Origin of the sequence: Enterococcus thailandicus (assembly GCF_001886265.1) — a bacterium.
Classification (GTDB): domain Bacteria; phylum Bacillota; class Bacilli; order Lactobacillales; family Enterococcaceae; genus Enterococcus_B; species Enterococcus_B thailandicus.
Genome location: NZ_JXLE01000012.1, coordinates 14,585 through 32,810, shown reverse-complemented (window position 1 = coordinate 32,810; position 18,226 = coordinate 14,585). Strand labels below are relative to the sequence as shown.

At 36.4% G+C, this 18,226-nt stretch carries 13 protein-coding genes; 6 read left to right on the top strand and 7 right to left on the bottom strand.

Going from position 1 to position 18,226, the window contains the following annotated elements; genetic code table 11:
• Nucleotides 1-7 precede the first annotated feature (7 nt).
• The 3 genes from dnaG to RV17_RS09140 all read right to left on the bottom strand — a co-directional run bounded on the left by dnaG (nucleotide 8) and on the right by RV17_RS09140 (nucleotide 5,152).
• Nucleotides 8-1,846, bottom strand: a complete 1,839-nt coding sequence (dnaG, locus tag RV17_RS09150) for a DNA primase (protein WP_071869052.1) — start codon at nucleotides 1,844-1,846, stop codon at nucleotides 8-10.
• A 181-nt stretch (nucleotides 1,847-2,027) separates the two neighbouring features.
• Nucleotides 2,028-4,340: a cation-translocating P-type ATPase gene (locus RV17_RS09145; protein WP_176694874.1), complete on the bottom strand. Its 2,313-nt coding sequence runs from the start codon at nucleotides 4,338-4,340 to the stop codon at nucleotides 2,028-2,030.
• Nucleotides 4,341-4,519: 179 nt separating this feature from the next.
• The gene (locus tag RV17_RS09140; protein WP_067484826.1) at nucleotides 4,520-5,152 is read right to left on the bottom strand and encodes a lysozyme family protein; all 633 of its coding nucleotides are present in this window, start codon (nucleotides 5,150-5,152) and stop codon (nucleotides 4,520-4,522) included.
• Between the two features lie 211 nt (nucleotides 5,153-5,363).
• Between RV17_RS09140 and RV17_RS09135 the strand changes: the two genes are divergently transcribed.
• Both RV17_RS09135 and mprF read left to right on the top strand, forming a co-directional pair.
• Nucleotides 5,364-6,080, top strand: a complete 717-nt coding sequence (locus tag RV17_RS09135; protein WP_067484823.1) for an alpha/beta fold hydrolase — start codon at nucleotides 5,364-5,366, stop codon at nucleotides 6,078-6,080.
• A gap of 12 nt (nucleotides 6,081-6,092) precedes the next feature.
• Nucleotides 6,093-8,687 carry a bifunctional lysylphosphatidylglycerol flippase/synthetase MprF gene (gene mprF, locus RV17_RS09130; protein WP_071869081.1) on the top strand — a complete coding sequence of 865 codons (2,595 nt, stop codon included), beginning with the start codon at nucleotides 6,093-6,095 and terminating at the stop codon, nucleotides 8,685-8,687.
• Between the two features lie 70 nt (nucleotides 8,688-8,757).
• On the opposite strand, the gene tuf is transcribed toward mprF, so the two are convergent.
• Nucleotides 8,758-9,945, bottom strand: coding sequence for an elongation factor Tu (gene tuf / locus RV17_RS09125; protein WP_067484820.1), 1,188 nt, complete (start codon nucleotides 9,943-9,945; stop codon nucleotides 8,758-8,760).
• Nucleotides 9,946-10,237: 292 nt separating this feature from the next.
• On the opposite strand from tuf, the gene RV17_RS09120 reads away from it, so the two are divergent.
• A complete protein-coding gene (locus tag RV17_RS09120; RefSeq protein WP_071869051.1) occupies nucleotides 10,238-10,591 on the top strand; it encodes a YxeA family protein in 354 nt (117 codons plus the stop codon).
• A gap of 104 nt (nucleotides 10,592-10,695) precedes the next feature.
• On the opposite strand, the gene RV17_RS09115 is transcribed toward RV17_RS09120, so the two are convergent.
• On the bottom strand, nucleotides 10,696-11,700 hold the full coding sequence (locus tag RV17_RS09115) for a nucleoid-associated protein (RefSeq protein ID WP_067484815.1): 1,005 nt from the start codon (nucleotides 11,698-11,700) through the stop codon (nucleotides 10,696-10,698).
• 181 nt (nucleotides 11,701-11,881) lie between these two features.
• Between RV17_RS09115 and RV17_RS09110 the strand changes: the two genes are divergently transcribed.
• From RV17_RS09110 to RV17_RS09100, 3 genes are all read left to right on the top strand, one after another.
• Complete coding sequence (locus RV17_RS09110) at nucleotides 11,882-12,733, top strand: aldo/keto reductase (RefSeq protein ID WP_067484812.1); 852 nt, start codon at nucleotides 11,882-11,884, stop codon at nucleotides 12,731-12,733.
• Between the two features lie 16 nt (nucleotides 12,734-12,749).
• Nucleotides 12,750-12,995, top strand: coding sequence for a hypothetical protein (locus RV17_RS09105; protein ID WP_067484809.1), 246 nt, complete (start codon nucleotides 12,750-12,752; stop codon nucleotides 12,993-12,995).
• 253 nt (nucleotides 12,996-13,248) lie between these two features.
• Nucleotides 13,249-13,965 carry a hypothetical protein gene (locus tag RV17_RS09100; protein WP_071869050.1) on the top strand — a complete coding sequence of 239 codons (717 nt, stop codon included), beginning with the start codon at nucleotides 13,249-13,251 and terminating at the stop codon, nucleotides 13,963-13,965.
• 92 nt (nucleotides 13,966-14,057) lie between these two features.
• Here the strand turns inward: RV17_RS09100 and RV17_RS09095 are convergent, their stop codons facing one another.
• Nucleotides 14,058-15,437 carry a phosphatidylinositol-specific phospholipase C domain-containing protein gene (locus RV17_RS09095; RefSeq protein WP_071869049.1) on the bottom strand — a complete coding sequence of 460 codons (1,380 nt, stop codon included), beginning with the start codon at nucleotides 15,435-15,437 and terminating at the stop codon, nucleotides 14,058-14,060.
• A 224-nt stretch (nucleotides 15,438-15,661) separates the two neighbouring features.
• Nucleotides 15,662-18,109, bottom strand: coding sequence for a hydroxymethylglutaryl-CoA reductase, degradative (locus tag RV17_RS09090; protein WP_071869048.1), 2,448 nt, complete (start codon nucleotides 18,107-18,109; stop codon nucleotides 15,662-15,664).
• Nucleotides 18,110-18,226 lie beyond the last annotated feature (117 nt).

The window sequence follows — 18,226 nt, the reverse complement described above, 5'->3', positions numbered from 1 at the left end:
CAAGTAGCTATTTGGCTTGTTTTAACTGTCTCGTTAAATTAATGATCTCGATTGTCAATTCTAATTCTAACTGTTTATTACCTGTACGTCTGGCTTCTTGCTGCAATTGTTTTTTTTCGATTATTTTATCAGCTAAGCCAGATTTACTGATAACAGCCAGTAAATCTTGAATTTCTCGCGTAGAGCTTTCTTCAGCGACTCGCAAATAGGCAATCTCCACCACTAAACGCCTAATTTTTTCATCTTGCAAAAAGTTTAAAAAATCTGCAAGGTTAAACTCTTCATATTGTGATAGATACGCATCAAACAAAAAATAGATTTCTGCGTACTCATCGTGGATAAATTGAAACTCTTGTTCTTTCAGCAAATTCCGAACAGAAATTTCTTTAAACACCCGATACAACAACATTTGCTCCGCTTTTTCGACTTGCGTCAGAGGTTGCTTTTGTTGCGGTAACTCCTGCTTGACCATTGGTATATTCGGCTCAGCAGTCCGTTGCTGTTCTTGGCGGTTTGCTCGTTTCAATTCACGCAATTGTTTTTGAATCGTTTCACGACTAACTTGAAATTCACTTGTCAGTTGTGAAAGATACATATCTTGCTCAATTGGCGAGACAACTTTACTTAATTCAATCAACACTTCTTGAAGATAATCTAACTTATCTTTTTCATTATCCAAATTCTTATTTTGCTTTAGATAGCGTGTTTTGAATGTAAAGACTGTTTCACGACCATGTTGAATCAATTCCTGAAAGGATGCTTCACCATACTTTCGCAAATATTCGTCTGGATCTAGCTTTTCTGGTACAACTACAATTGATAACTGTAATCGACTATTTTCACGTAGAAGTTCGATTCCACGATTGGTAGCCTCAAATCCTGCTTGGTCACCATCATAACAAAACACCAGGTCTTTCGTTAAGCGCTCCATTTGCTGGATTTGTTGAGTAGTTAAACTGGTTCCCATTGAAGCTAAACCATTTTTGATTCCGGCTTGCCAAGCTGCAATTACATCCATAAATCCTTCAAATAGTAGTATTTCACCAGTTTTTCGGATCTCGCTTCTTGCTTTATCCAAGTTAAATAAAACTTGACGCTTATTAAATAGTTCTGTCTCTGGACTATTTAAATACTTGGGTTGATCTTTTTCTTGACCTTTTTCTGGTGCTAACCACCGACCAGAAAAGCCAATCGTTCGACCTTGCGGATTGTTGATTGGAAACATGATGCGCTGATAAAAGCGATCAGAAAAATGACCATCATCATGCTTGATAAACAATCCAGAATGCTCAAAAACATCACTTGATAATGATTCATTATTGAACACTTGAACTAAAAATGAACGTTCATTTGGTGCAAAACCAATCTTAAACGCTTCAATTAATTCCATTGTTAACCCACGATTCAGTAAATAATCAAGTGCAGGCTGTCCAGCTTTCGTGTGTAGTAACATGTGGTGATAGACCTCTACAGCTTTTTCATGTGCTGTAAGTAACTTGCCCGTAGCTGAATTTGTTTCATCAGTAGCATACGTTTGTTGTTTCCATTGATCTGCTAAGGGAATTTGTTCAAATTCTGCAACTTTTACCACTGATTCTGGAAAAGTTAATCCTTCAAGTTCTTGAAGAAAAGTAAAGACATTTCCACCTTTCCCGCAACCAAAACAATGAAAAATCTGTTTGTCTTCAGCTACAGAAAACGAAGGTGTCTTCTCTTCGTGAAAGGGACAAAGTCCTAAATAATTTTTTCCAGATTTCTTTAATTGAACGTATTGTCCAATCACCTCAACGATATTCGTTTGACTCCGAATATTTTCAATCACTTCCTGAGGAATTCGCTGAACCATTGTTTCCACCCCCTCATTTGTATACTCCATAAAAATCGAGTAAATCTATCAGGAGAATAACCGGTAAAAAATCGCACCAACCGAAATCAGCGCGATTTTAAAGGACACAATTATACATGTTTGATTGTATCATATTCCTGTTCTTTTTCAAGTATAACGTTTTAAGAAGTTAATGAATTGTTTAAGCAAACTTATTCAACAGTTTTTCTTGAATATTGGCACGCCAATAAGCTAGACGAAGAACAATATTTATTGCCATGAGCCCAACGAATAAGCCAAGTTGATTTCCCACACCTAAATTCACTTCTAAAATGCCATGGAAAAGCATCGCTGCCACATAAATTCCAACAACCGTCGTAACAGCTAAGAAAATTCGTAATGGGTTGAAAGGATAACAAGCTTTGATTACAGCTAAACAACTAATTCCAATCAATAAATAATACATTAATGTTGTCGTTTCACCATTCGACCAATCCAATCGTTGTCCCAATAGATAAACTGTCACAACATTTAAGACAACTAAAAGTGCATTTGGTAATGCATTGATAAGCGCTGTTGGCAAGTAGCGATAATTGACTTTTCGTTTATCTTGCTCAAAAGATAAGAAGAAAGATGGGTACCCTTCAATTGCTAAGTCAATCAATGTGATTTGAATGGGAATGAATGGGAACCCAATCGCAGTAATCGCACATAAGATAGACAAGATGAAAGAATAAATTGTTTTGATAAAGAAAATTCCTGAAACCTTCGTCACATTGTTAACCACTCGACGACCTTCAAACAAAACTTCTGGCAACGTCGTGAAGTCCGAATCCAGTAAAACTAAGTTGGCGATTTGACGAGTTGCGCCATCACCTTCTGCCATTGCAATACTACAATCAGCTTCACGAAGTGCTAACACATCATTTACACCATCACCTGTCATCGCAACTGTTTTACCACTTTCCTTTAGCTCATTGACTAAGATTTTCTTTTGTTGAGGGCTTACTCGACCAAAAACTGTATAGTCATGCGCAGCTTGTCGTACATCTTCTTCATTAATTAAATCAGAAAGATCAATATAGGCATCGTAATTCGGTAAACCTGCACGTCGCGCAATATTCGAAACGGTAAAAGGGTTGTCCCCAGAAATAACTTTTAGATCCACACCTTCTTCATGCAAGTAAGCTAATGTTTCTGGTGCATTTTTTCGAATAGGATCGTCAATTTCAAATAAAGCAATCGGATCAATACCGGTTGGTTTATCCTCTGATAATTTTTGATTAGGTGCAACACCTAGCATCAAGACACGATAGCCATTTGCTTGTGCGGACATTAGTCGATCTGGCAACTGATTTTCTGGAACTAATCGTTCTGGTGCCCCAACGTACACTACACCTAGTTCAGGAAATTCCATTGCGCCCCATTTTCGGTCAGAAGAGAACGCTAAGACTTCTTCTACTTGGTAACGATTGGAAACTGCAAAATAATTACGTAAAGCTTGCATCGTCACATTATTATCATTGCTTTCTGCTAAATAAGTACCAATAATTTCTGGAATTGCCTTTTCATAACGTACATCCAACGCCTCTACATGTTGGATACTCATTTTTCCTTCCGTAATGGTTCCCGTTTTATCTAAGCAAAGTGTATCGACATGGGCTAAGGTTTCAATTGCATACATGTCTTGAACAAGGATTCGTTTTTTTGCTAGCTTCGTAACTCCAGTTGTCAAAGCAATACTAATTAATAATACCAATCCCTTAGGTAACATTCCTAGTAACGCAGCGGCTGAAGCAACAACGGATAGTTTGATTGATGCATCTCTGATGAACAAGGCTTGTAGAAATAAAATAATCCCTAATGGAATAATGACAAAACTGGTAAATTTTGATACTTTTCTGATTGAGTCAACTAATTCAGACTGAATTTTCTTGTGCTTCTTAGCTTCGCTCGTCAAACGAACTGCATAGTTGTCTGCGCCAACGCGAATCACTTTTGCAAAGACTGAACCACTTGTTAAGAAACTTCCAGAAAGCAATTCTGCTCCAGCTTCCTTAATAATTAAATCTGATTCGCCCGTCAACAAAGCTTCATTTGCTTCTGCTCGACCACTCAACACTTCCAGGTCTGCAGGAATTTGCTCTCCCGCACCAATTTTTACTAAATCATCTAGTACAAGTTCTTTCGTCGAAATCGCTCGCTCTTTTCCATCTCGCACAACTGTTACTTCAGATTGAGAAACAATCGACAATTTGCGGACAAGATTTCTTGCATGAATTTCTTGGTAGATTCCGATAACGATATTCATGATAATGATTGCGATATAAGCCATGTTGGAATACGCACCAACTAATAGCAGGCAGACCCCAATTCCAAAGTTCAGGAAATTGAATAATGTCAGAATATTATCGCTGAAAATTTGTCTAGTTGTTTTTGAAGCATCTTCTTGATAGTCATTTTGCTGACCTAACGCCAGCTTTTGCCTAACTTCTTCCTGTGTTAGACCGATCATTTTTTTATTTTCCATTTTTCGCCAACTTTCAAAAATAATCACGTCTTTAAGTCTAGCGGTTTCCAGACTTAAAAACAACTTGTTTTTTAGGGTTCAAACAGATTCTCAACTAAAAAATTAAAGTCTGTCCCTCGAATCTGTCTAAATAAAATTCAGACAGATCGTGCGTTTATTTTTGCTTACTTAAACATTTCTTCATACGCTTGAATAATTTTTTCATTCATCGCAACAATATCCGCATAAAACATATTTCCACCATTATGGTAAAGGTACCCACCATTATATAAAACGGATTGGACTCGCCAATAACGATATTGTGTTTGCTCTTCATTTCCTAACAGTGGACTCAAAATTGTTTTAGAATATTTTTCAGCTAACTTAACTGTGTTTTCACCACCGTTTTCTTTTACATACGCAATATAATCCTTTCCAAAATTATACGCTTGAATCGCAGTCGCTAAATCACAACCTTGTTTTTTAGCTTCCGTTATCATTTCTGCCAGATAGCTTACACCTTGATTGATACTTTCTTGTGGGTTATCGATTACGTTAGCTTCCCCATGCGCACTTTCAGAACTCTGCATCAAATCTTTACCAGAACCTTTTGATTCCGTTAAAATGATTGCTTTGACTAAAGCTTCATAATTTTCCATTTGATATTTTTGCGTAGCTTCTGTTATTTCTGTTTGATAAGCTTCTACTTTTTTTACAGCTTGGTACGTCCGATTAGCAAAAAAGATTGCGCCTCCGACCAGCGCGAGCACTACTGTAAAAAAGAAAGCTTTCAGTATTGAAAATCTTTTTTTCTTCATCACACATCACCTAGTTATTTAGACATCTTTTTTTATCTTACTATTTCTTTTCAAGATTCGCCATTTCTTCCTTGTTTTCTGTAAATTACTTAATAAAAAATGAAATTTTCCAATAAAATTTGTCAACTTACAAAATTGATCGGTAAGTTTCAAGGAAAACAATTGTCTAAAAACAGAAAAAATCGTTATAATTTAAACAGTAGGTGATTATGTGGAAAAAGAAAAGAAATATGCAAAAATGACAGATGGCAGTCAAATCTATTATGAAAAAAGTGGTAGTGGATTCCCTCTTTTTTTGCTTCACGGTAATGGTGGTAATGGAAACTTTTTTTCACAACAAGTACCGCTTTTTGAACAACACTTCACAGTTTATTTAATTGATAGTCGTGGGCAAGGACACTCAACAAACGAATCAGCCAATTTGAGCTTCAACTTAATGGCGGAAGATCTAGCAACCATTTTAGCTTTGGAAAATATCCAACAAGTAGACATTTTAGGATTTAGTGATGGGGCAAATTTAGCTTTAGTTTTTGCAAGTTCCTATCCCAAAAATGTTCATCGCTTGATTTTAAACTCTGGAAACACCTTGGTTCAAGGTGTTCGTCTACTTCCATTGATTGGTAGCTATCTTCACTATGGCATTATTTGGATTACTTCCTTATTTTGGCCAAAGTTGCGAAAAAAATTAGCAGTGATTTCTTTACTGTTACATAATGTTGGTTTGACTGAAACACAATTAAGTAATATTACGTGTCCAACACTGATTTTAGTTGGGAAAAAAGATGTGATTAAGCTCCAACACTCCCTTTTCTTGGCGAAAACTTTACCTAACGCCTCCTTTGTATTAGTAAAAGGAAGTGGCCATCAATTAGCGCGTCAGGATCCACAACGATTCAATCAGGAAGTACTCAAATTTTTAGAAGAATAGTAGGTGATTTATGTGTTAAAAACAGCCCTTCAATGGTTTAAAAATCATTTAGGACTATTTAAAACAATTTTTTTGATTTCTGTTGTTGTTATTATTTTTGGAGAACTCTTATCAATTGGTAAAACTTTATCTGTCGATCAGCTTGCTCAAACTTTCTCCGACATCCCAATTTGGAAAACATTTTTGATGTTCATCATCGGGCTACTTTGTGTCGCACCAATGATTGGTTACGATATAATTTTAAATCGTTTATTGGGTCAAAAATTATCTTGGAGTTATTTACTCGAAACTAGTTGGTTAATCAATTCGATTAACAATGTCGCTGGTTTTGGTGGTTTTGTAAGTATCGGTCTTCGTTCAGAACTTTACGGACAAAAAAAGGATGGAAAAAAAGTCATGCAGGCCCTCTCAAAAATTTTCTTATTTTTGATGGCAGGACTCTCTATCTATAGTTTGTTGTCATTTTTGCTGGTACTTTTTACGCCTGTCACTCCCTTTATCAAACAATATTGGATTTGGTTAATTGGCGGCGGATTATATTTCCCGGTTGTCTTGTTAGTCACTACCTTAAAGAAAGAAGGATACTTAGGTGGGTTGACTTGGAAGCTACGTGGACAACTACTTCTTGTTTCTATTTTGGAATGGACAGGTGTATTGCTAAGTTTTCTTTCGGTCGGTTTTTTGATGGAGATTCCGATTGATTTATGGCAAACAATTCCTTTATTTATTGCAGCTTCTGTCATTGGGATTGTGTCAATGATTCCCGGTGAAATTGGAAGTTTCGATGTAATGATGATTCTTGGGTTATCAGCAATTGGAGTTCCTCGTGAAATTGTAGTAGTCTGGATCTTGCTCTTTCGGATTTTCTATTACTTTATTCCATTTTTATTAGGCATCGTCTTTTTCTTCAAAAATATTGGTGCCTCTTTCAATCAAAGATATTCTGGCATTCCTAGACAACTAGCAACAGAAATCGCGCACAAAATTGTTGTCGTTTTACTTTATTTTTCTGGAATCATGCTCGTATTATCTGCTACAATTCCACAAGCTTTTTCGGAGTTTCATTGGTTACATACATTGAACCCGCTAAAATTCCATTTTATCATTCAATTTCCAAGCATTATTTTAGGTTTCTTACTATTGATTATGGGACGAGGAATCGCCGCGCGGGTCACTAGTGCCTATTTACCAACCATTATCATTGTAGGACTCGCTTTACTTTACGTTATTCTTGGTGATTTTACCTTAACTGGATCAATTTTCTTGACCTTATTATTAGTAATCATCATCGCTTCAAAAAATGAACTTTTCCGAGAACAATTAGTTTATTCTTGGGAATGGTTAACTGTCGATGGCTTGTTGATTGGCACATTAACTATTTTATATCTGGTGATTGGCGTCTATAATCTGCCAACCTTTCCACATCGGAAGCATCATTTTATTTCATTCTTTTTATTCCCATCTGAAAAAATTTGGCTTTCTGGTTTCTTAGCCATTGTTACCGTTAGCTTGATCATGATTCTCTTTGTTCACTTTTTACAAGGGAAAAAAAAATTAGTCGGTGAAGCTTTTGATGAAGAAAAAGCAAAAGCTGTACTTGTTAATTATGGAGGGAATTCTGATAGCCAACTGATTTTCTTGAAAGATAAACGAATGTTTACTTACGAAGCAAATGGTGAACCAACTGTATTATTACAGTTTGCTTCTTATAATAATAAATGTGTTGTTATGGGTGATCCTTCTGGGAAAAAGGAAGACTTTCCAAAAGCAATTGAAGCATTTATTACAGAAGCAGATCGTCTTGGCTACTTACCTGTTTTTTATGAGTCAAGTGAAGAACTTGTAATGATTCTCCATGATGTGGGCTATGATTTTATCAAAATGGGAGAAGAAGCGTATGTTGAGTTACCTGAATTCACAACTTCAGGTAAAAAGATGAAGGGCACGCGAGCAGTCATTAATCGAATTGAACGTGAAGGCTTCACATTCGAAGTCCTTTCTCCACCGTTTTCAGTAGAACAAATGCAAACATTTAAACAAATCTCAGATAACTGGCTTGGCAGCCGTAAAGAAAAAGGATTCTCTCTAGGTTTTTTTGCTGAAGATTATCTCCAACGCGGCCCCATCGCCGTTGTCCGAAATTCCGAACAAGAAATAGTTGCCTTTGCTAACATTATGCCAACTTATACTGATAATAAAGTTGGAACAATTGATTTGATGCGCTATGATCCAAAAAAAGCGCCTTCTGGTAGTATGGATTTCTTATTCATCCACCTATTCAATCATATGAAAGAACAAGACATTCAATGGTTCAACTTAGGAATGGCTCCCCTTTCAAATGTAGGAACCTCGAGAAAAAGTTTTCTTCAAGAACGAATTGCTTACTTGGTTTATGAATTTGGCTCCCACTTTTATTCTTTCCACGGATTACGTGAATACAAAGAAAAATATGCAACACATTGGACACCTCGATATACGCTTTATTCCCGAGATAGTTGGATTGCGTATGTCATGATTGCATTACTGATTATCGATAATGCTCCTGTCGAAAAAAATGGAAAAATGAATCCTTTACAAAAAGGATTTAAAAAATGGTTTAAAAAATAGCAAAAAAAGGATTCCAGAAATCATTTCTGGAATCCTTTTTAATTGTAACAAATTGTTTTTCTCAAAGTTTTTATGCTTCAATTTCAGTAACGATACCTGAACCAACAGTACGTCCACCTTCACGAATTGAGAAAGTTGTACCATTTTCAATTGCGACTGGGTGAATCAATTCTACGTCGATTGTTACGTTATCGCCTGGCATAACCATTTCTGTACCTTCTGGCAATACGATTGTACCTGTTACGTCCGTTGTACGGAAGTAGAATTGTGGGCGGTAGTTATTAAAGAATGGTGTGTGGCGTCCGCCTTCTTCTTTTGTCAACACGTAAACTTCTGCTTTGAATTTTGTATGTGGTGTGATTGAACCTGGTTTAGCAATTACTTGTCCACGTTCGATATCTTCACGTTGAATCCCACGAAGTAACACACCTACGTTATCTCCTGCCTCACCGTAATCAAGTGTTTTACGGAACATTTCAACACCCGTAACAACTGCCTTTTGCGTTTCTGGTTTGATACCAACGATTTCAATTTCATCACCAACACGAACGGCACCGCGGTCAATACGACCTGATGCAACAGTACCACGACCAGTAATAGAGAAAACATCTTCCACTGGTAATAATAATGGTTTTTCAGTGTCGCGCTCTGGCGTTGGAATATATTCGTCAACTGTATCCATTAATTCCATGATTGCAGCTTCAGCATCTGGATCACCTTGCAAAGCTTTCAAAGCTGAGCCTTTGATTACAGGTGTATCATCACCTGGGAAACCATATTCACTTAATAGTTCACGAACTTCCATTTCAACTAAGTCAATTAATTCTTCATCATCAACTAAATCTGTTTTGTTTAAGAAAACGATTAGATATTTAACACCTACTTGGCGTGATAACAAAATGTGTTCACGAGTTTGAGGCATTGGGCCATCAGTAGCAGATACTACTAAGATTGCACCATCCATTTGAGCCGCACCGGTAATCATATTTTTTACGTAATCCGCATGTCCTGGTGCATCAATATGTGCATAGTGACGTTTTTCTGTTTCATACTCTACGTGCGCTGTATTGATTGTAATTCCACGTTCACGTTCTTCAGGAGCCGCATCGATACTTGCATAGTCTTGAGGATTTGCTAGGCCTTTTTTCCCTAATACTGTTGTGATTGCAGCAGTTAAAGTGGTTTTACCATGATCGACGTGTCCAATGGTACCAATGTTAACGTGTGGTTTACTTCTGTCATAATGTTCTTTTGCCATAATTTACAAACCTCCTAAATAATATAGATCACTGAAATTTTCAGCTCTCACGCTTTTATTATAGTCCTTTTTTTATAAAATAAAAACGAATATGTCCTCCTTACTTTTTGTAAGGTTGGAACTATGATTATTATACGTCAAAATTGGTCAAAGTCAACTAAGAACACTTTCGCTGAACTTCTCTCTTCTACGCTTACCTTTTGTATCCTTTTTATAAATAAAAATTAGTTTGAGCGGATTCAATAGACGAATCACAACTTTTCAGGAATAATAGAGAACAGAGGTGAAATAGATGAAAAAATTAATTGGACTAATTGCCCTACTAGCCGTCTTTCTCGGTGGCAGTCTGTTTGCTTATGATTATTTTTATGGTGGCGAAACTTACTACACTGAAATTACTACAAATGGGGAAAAGCATACTGAACTCTCTGATAACGGAGAATCTTATACCGCGTATACGTACAAACAAAACGCCTACAATAAAAATGGCGAAAAGAAACGAGTTACTTTGAACGAAATGCGGGAACGTCCTTTGAAATTAAATGCCTATTTAAAACTTAAGGTCAATCCACGTAAAGGCGTCATGAGTTGGGAAGAAGTCAAAGAAGCTGACGTTCCCAAAGAAGCTTTAGAAAAAATGGAATAATCCTCTCATGTTCTCGAAACAAAAAGCAGTTCAGAAAAATTTATCTGAACTGCTTTTTTGTTTATCTTTTGTCTATTGTTTCTCGTTGATTGATCAAATTTTTATTACAATCGATTCAAGACCTCATCAACGTTTTTAATCATTACAGAAATTGTTCCATCTGGATTGTTCACAAATTCAATCAAATCGGGATTGCGATAGACATCTACTGGAACGATCAATTCAATTCCGTTAGATAATTTGAACTTTTGCTTGCCAAATTTTTTCTCTGAGATTTCTTGTACTTCTTTCACAGGAATTGCTTCTGGAACAAAGCCATGTTCCTGTACTTCCTCCTTAAAAGCCATCTTGGCAGAGATATTTTCCTTGAATACTTTTTCGGCAATCATTTCATGATCCAGACGACCTTTTTCCTCAATGGTATCGTAAACAGCTTCTTTCAGATCAGCAACCATATCAAATTCATCAGTCTCAAATTTCTTGCCTATTTGTTTCGCCACTTTTTGAATTACTTTGACGTTTTGCTCTAACGAAGGTGCTGGTACACTTTCAATCACTTTTTCTGAGAAATACCACTCTTTTTTTCCAGAAAACTCATATTTTTTCTCTAAGAGTTCATACGATAGCTCTTTCAGATTCACCGCAATTGCCTCATCTGCCTTTTGAGATTTAGAACCTAAGATTGCGCGGTTCAAGATTAATTTATTTTCAATCCCAGTTTCATCTGCGTCAACGAAATGGGTATACGATTCACGATAATTCACCTTTAATAGTGCCACATAAAGTTCTGTGTCTAGTTCATACAACACAACAAATACATCGGCACTTGGCGCCTCTTCACTTTCTTGATAGATTTCATACCAACGCGCCACGATTTCTTCACTGGCTACAATGAAATCTTCAGAAAAATGCTGGACGCTTTTGGCAAATTGGCTTTCTTCTGCTAAGTGACCTGTTTTGGTTTGTGCAGAAGAAATTTTTTGAATTTTTTTTTGTAAAAAATCACGAATGAAGTCCTTCGTTAAGTCTAATTCTTTTTGTGAAAAAACAGGTGAACCTGTTTCGCGATCAATAATATGCAAGATTGCCTTCTTTAAATAAATATCCATGAGCTCATTCCCTTCTTGTCTAGTTTACCGAAAAAACGAAAAAAAGCTAGCTTGGTCAAAAACATTTTTGTTCAAGTTTTCTTTTTCCTTTTTCTCGTGATAAAAATCAAAGCATGATGCCTTACTTTTTGTAAAAAGTGCGCTAAACTAGATAAAGGAAAAAAGAAATGGAGATGTGAACATGGAAAACTTAACAAGCACGTATCGTTTAGCAAATGGTTATGAAATCCCAGTTGTTGGTTTTGGTACTTGGCAAACACCTGATGGCGATGTAGCAGTTGCCTCTGTAAAAGAAGCATTAGCGGCAGGTTACCGTCATATTGATACAGCACAAGGCTATAAAAATGAAGAAAGTGTTGGTCAAGCAATCAAAGAAAGTGGTATTCCTAGAAAAGAAATTTTCTTAACAACAAAATTGTGGAATACCAATCATAGCTATGATTTAGTAATGTCTTCTTTTGAAGAGTCTTTAGAAAAACTACAAACAGACTATCTTGATCTTTTTCTTATCCACTGGCCAAATCCAATTACTTTCCGTGAAAATTGGGAAGAAGCAAATGCTGAAACTTGGCGTGCTTTTGAAGAATTATATGAAGCAGGAAAAATCAAAGCAATTGGTGTAAGTAATTTCTTGCCTCATCATTTAGATACTTTAGCAAAAACAGCGAAAATCATGCCAATGGTGAATCAAATTTTCTTAGCACCAGGTGAACTACAACCTGAAGTAGTTGACTATGCTCGACAACATGACATGATTCTTGAAGCTTACAGTCCTTTAGGAACAGGAAAAATCTTTGATGTTCCTGAAATGCAAGCAATTGCTGAAGCACATGGAAAAACAATTGCACAAATCTCATTACGCTGGTCTTTACAACACGGCTTTTTACCTTTACCTAAATCGGTCACACCAAGTAGAATCAAAGAGAACACAGAGTTATTTGACTTCGAATTGACTGAAACAGAAATGGCACAAATCGATTCATTAGATGGTGTCGTAGGTAAAGCCAAAAATCCTGATACAACTGAATTTTAATTTAGTAGGTGATTGTATGAATCCCATTCAAAGGTTAGAAGCGTTACCTGAAGAAATTCTTCGGACATTTCATCCAGATTTTATCTTTTTGATTGAACCCGATAAAATCCAACACTTTCCAGCCAGAAATATGTCACATAATCAAAAAATCCACGAAGTCAAAAAGCGCTTGGATCATTCGTTGATGGTGACTCACTGGAACGAGCATGAAATTATCTACTCGCCGGAACTAACCGTTTTTGCGTTACTACCAAAAGAGTAAAAACAGCTTGGACAATCTCTTTGTCCAAGCTGTTTTTTTGTAGCCATTTATCTTCTTCATTATTCTTCTGAGCAGAACTTTTTTATTCGTTTTCCCCGCTTAATATTAAAAAAAAACAAAAATTTTTGATAAAAATCAACAATTATTGGGTCATTATGCGTACTTACGCAAGTTTTTTCCTTTAAATCCTTTTCAATTGGCAAAATTTTTCTTATAATCGATAAGGTATGAGTGAAGGAGAGAAATCAAAAATATGAAGAAAAAACAAAAACAAAAATTATTAAATCAATTTCGTCCCTCTTTAGATGGAATTAGAAGTCAACTATTCAATTCATTAGAAGAAGAAAGTTTACGTCGTTACGGCTTACCTTTACAAGTAATGCTTGATCCAAAGAATCGTCAAATTTTAACAATTGGTTTGGCTGGAAATTCAAACGAATCAACTCGTATTAACGTACCAATTGATGAGAACTTTACGAGTGTGTTAAAACGCATTCGTTCTGGTGAACAAGATATCTTTGAACGTTTTCGTGATAACTTGTTGATTGAAATTGTTTCTTATTGGAACGATCAACGAATGAAAAACGATGAACCAACTGCAGAAGTTGTTTCAACTCCAGTCGCTCCTGTTGCTGAAGTGAAAGAAGAAAAAACAGAAAAATCAGTTGCAACTGAAGAAGTCAACGCAGAACCTGTCACTGAGGAAGCACCAGCAACAACTTCTAACTTAACCTTTGATCAGTTTGCAGCCGCTGTTGCAGAATATCCAAAATTCTATGTTGAAAAAACAGCAGATGCTGCAATCGTTTTTGAAAAAACAGCAGATGAGCCACGCCAATTAGCTGAAATCTCAATGACTTCTGAAAACGAGTTTACAGTTGAAAAAGCACTTGAAAGAAAGTATAAAGTGAAATTAACGCTTGTACCATTAATTGAGCAATTTGCGGCAATGCCAATTGTTAATCGCTAATAGCTAATAATAAAAAAGATGACATCCATGCGTATGGCCCTTCCGTTAGACAAAAAATCTAACGGAAGGACAGACATGGGTGTCATCTTTTCTTATCTGATTACATTTATCACAAATTTTTGATTTGTTTTTCCTGTATACGGGTAAGTAATCAACTCACCGGATTGATTATGAACACTGTTTTTTACATCTAGGTAAAGATTACTTGCACAATTTTTCAAGTAGTATACCTTGTTCTTGCCATGTTCTCCTGCTGGAATAAGTTGCCATAATCCCCTGTTACTGTCGTCCGCACGTTCAATCACAACATTATATCGTGATGTATTATAAGGGGTAGTTGCTTGTCTTAGTGCAAGGTGACCATAGTCATATGTATGTATGCGATAGGCTTTTGTATTTGAATCGTACCACATTTGCCATTTTTGGTTACTTCCGTTTTTATTTGGATAAATAATACCCAAATCGTTGGCTTGGTTCCAGTCGACAATTTTATTTGTATCCAGTAAAGTTTGGATTGTTACAATCGAGCTATCGTATACTCCATAGTTCTCTGGATTTTTTAAAAGCCGTTGATTTAAATCAATAACACTATTCACTAACTCACTGCTCGGATAATCAGCTATTACGATCCCTGCATGTTTCATTTGGTTATTACGAATATAATCTACAACGAATGGATTCATTTTTCCTGCAAAGCCTTTAATTTGATAAAAGAAATTTGATGCACTTAAATAATTAATATATTTAATATTATCTGTTCCTCCACTCTTTGTGGATTTTACCAATTGTTGCTCAATTGCCCAGCGTTTATCTTCAGGATTCACTGGCTCCCAATAATCTTGAATATCAAATTGACTTGGATAGGAGATTCCAACACTATTTCCCAAAAAATTGCGTAAAATGACGATTTTCCCTCTCGTTTCGCCTAAAGTTGGATTACTATTTCCGTAATAAAAAAAATCTTTCCAACAACTATTTTTTAGGTATTTTTCATTTAAAACTTGATTGAATATCTGATCGTTTACTGAACTATTTTCTTGCTTCAGACGCATATAAACAACTTCACTTGGATTTTTTGTAAGAAAACTCGTTACTTGATTCAAAACATCGCCAAACATTTGATTCAAATAAAAACTACCATGATGCATCGCAAAAGAACCATTTGTTTCACACACACGCGCATCTAAAAAGCGGATTCCATTATTCAATTGTCTCGTGATATCAATACTTTGTGTCTTCACATACCCCAGTCCCACAGTGTCTTTGATAGCATGTGTTGCTGAATCGTGTGTTCCTGGAATTGACAGCTCTGAAAGGCGTGTATTATCTTTAAGTTCATTCATCCAGTATCTATTTTTTGCTCGACCTTCCCAATAAAAATCACTCATCTCAGCATTTACCGTTATTGCTGGTACTATACATCCCAAAAAAATTATTCCTACGAACAACATCTGCCATACTTTCTTTCTCATAGATTCTCTCCTTCATATTTATTTTTGTTACTTTTTTATTTTATCATCTATACATTTAATTAAAAAAGCGATAACTTAAGTAATGACAGTGTTTCAAAGAAAATAATATAATGTTATAAAAAATACAATCTATCTTATCTTAAGATATTAAAAAGCAAAAAACTGAGACCATAAATTTGCCCCAGTTTTTGCCTATCTATCAAAAATAGTTTATTCAATTGATTTTATGTTGCTTGCTGAACATCAAGTAATATTTCTTTCGCAATTTCTTGGTTCATTTTTGCTTTACTTCTTAGTGCTTGCGCAACTTGCTCGATTTCGGCTCCTTTTGCACCAACAGTCATCGCTAATGTTCTTGCTTGAAGTGCCATGTGTCCTTTTTGGATACCATCAGTTACTAACGCACGTAACGCAGCCAGATTTTGAGCCAAACCAACGGCTGCAATTAGTTGTGCAAGTTCTTTTGCAGAATCGACTTTTAGTAGCTCAAAAGACGCTGCAGCTTTTGGTAATACCTTTGATGCACCACCAACACTTGCCACAGCTAACGGCAATGTGATTTCTCCAACCAAACCATCCTCAGTTAGACGCCATTGTGTCAAGCCTTCGTAGTGACCATTTTTAGCAGCATAGGCATGGATAGCTGCGCCCGTTGCGCGAGTATCGTTACCTGTTGCTAAAATAACTGCATCGATTCCGTTCATGATTCCTTTGTTATGCGTTGCTGCACGGTAAGGATCTAATTTAGCATATTCTGCAGCTTGTTGGATTTTTTTAGCAATTTGTTCACCCATTTGACGATCAGCAGCTAACCGCTCAAATGGAATAATACAATGAGCGGTTGCCAAAGACTCAGTGGCTAAATTACTTAAAATACTAAACAAAATTTCTCTTTCTGGAAACCATTCACGAAGTTTTGTCGCCACACCTTCTAGAATAGCATTAACAATATTGGCACCCATCGCATCTTTCACATCAATCAAAAAATCAATTGATAAGTAAGCTTGGTCTTCTCCCTGAAATTCGCGACTTGCGATTTCACGAACTCCTCCACCACGTTTAACAATGGATGGATAGCTGTCATTTGCGCACAGAATCAATTCTTCTCTGCGTTCTTCAAGTGCTTGAATGATGTCCTGATACGCTTGTTGACCAGCTAAAACAATTTGCCCACGCATCAATCGTTGTGGTGTTTCTGCCTTGATATCTCCACATAATTTTGCACCATTACTGGCTGCTGCAATCACTGAGGGTTCTTCTGTAGCCATTGGAATCCATTTTTTAATCCCATTAATTTTAAAATGCTGTGCAACGCCTAAGGGAATTTCAACTTCACTGATTTGATTTTCAATCAAGTGATTCGCTATTTCTTCGGGTAATGTTTGTTGAGCAAGCAGGTCAGCAGTGTTTTCTGTTAGCTCACCTTCTTCAACTAATTGATTTCGACGTTGTGCTGGCGTCAACTGATAGAACTTTTTTTTTTGTAAAAATTGTTCTTCATTCCATTCTAGATTTGCTTCAAGTAACATCGCTAATCCTAGACCACCACCAATGCATAATGAAGCGACACCATAGCGTTCTTCTTCTCTTAATAGCCCATAGCCTAAAGTTGTCAAGATTCGAGCACCACTTGCACCGATTGGATGGCCTAAAGCAATGCTACCGCCATAAATATTGACTTTGTCACTTTCCAACTGAAGTTCCTGATTCACAACAAATGAAGAAGCTGCAAAGGCCTCGTTGATTTCAAATAAACCAATTTCTTCTAAAGGAATATCCGTTTTAGCCATCAAATGATTAATGGCAGTAATTGGCGCAATGCCCATCATTGATGGGTCGATACCGACTTCCGCTACTGCTTTGATTGTCGCCAAATAAGGAAGATCATTTGCGATAGCATATTCTTTTGAAGCCAAAATTAATACAGAGGCTCCATCATTTAATGGCGAGGCATTTCCTGCCGTTACTGTTCCATCCTCAGCAAATACGGTACGCAATGTTCCTAATTTTTCTACCGTACTGTTTCCGCGAACAGATTCATCTGTTGCTAACCAGTGCGTTTCCTCAACTTCAATTGGAATAATTTCTTCCTTAAAAACGCCTGCTTCTGTTGCTTTAGCTGCTTTAAGTTGTGAAGCAAGTGCATATTCATCTTGTTCTTTTCTAGTAATGTGATAATGTTGGGCAACATTCTCAGCTGTTAATCCCATATGCGTATTTGAAAAAGCATCGGTTAATCCATCATTGACCATGCTTGAAATTGGTTCACCATAACTATTTGTTTCAGATTCATAAGGTTGAAGCAAAGGTGCTCTGGACATACTTTCCGTCCCACCAGCGATAACGACTTGTGCTTCACCTAATTGAATCAGTTGGCGTGCTAAAATAACTGCTTTCATTCCTGAGCCACATACTTCATTGACTGTCATCGCGGGGACACTTGTAGGAATCCCACTGTTGATTGAAATTTGTCTAGCAACATTTTGGCCATTACCGGCTTGCAAAACATTTCCAAAAATGACTTGGTCAATTTGTTCTTTGTTGATACCAGTTTTTTTCAATAATTCTTTCGTAGTCAAAGTTCCTAATTCGACAGCAGAAAAACGGCTCAAGCTCCCACGGTATTTACCTATAGGGGTTCTTGCAGCATCTATAATTACGACTTCTTTCAAGTAAGCCACCTCCTACAAAAATATAACATTCTTTCAAGTAAAAACAAATAGCTCACTACTATCGACAGTTTTTTCCGCTTGAAAATTTTAACAATCCTTAAATATTATCTTTTTTAT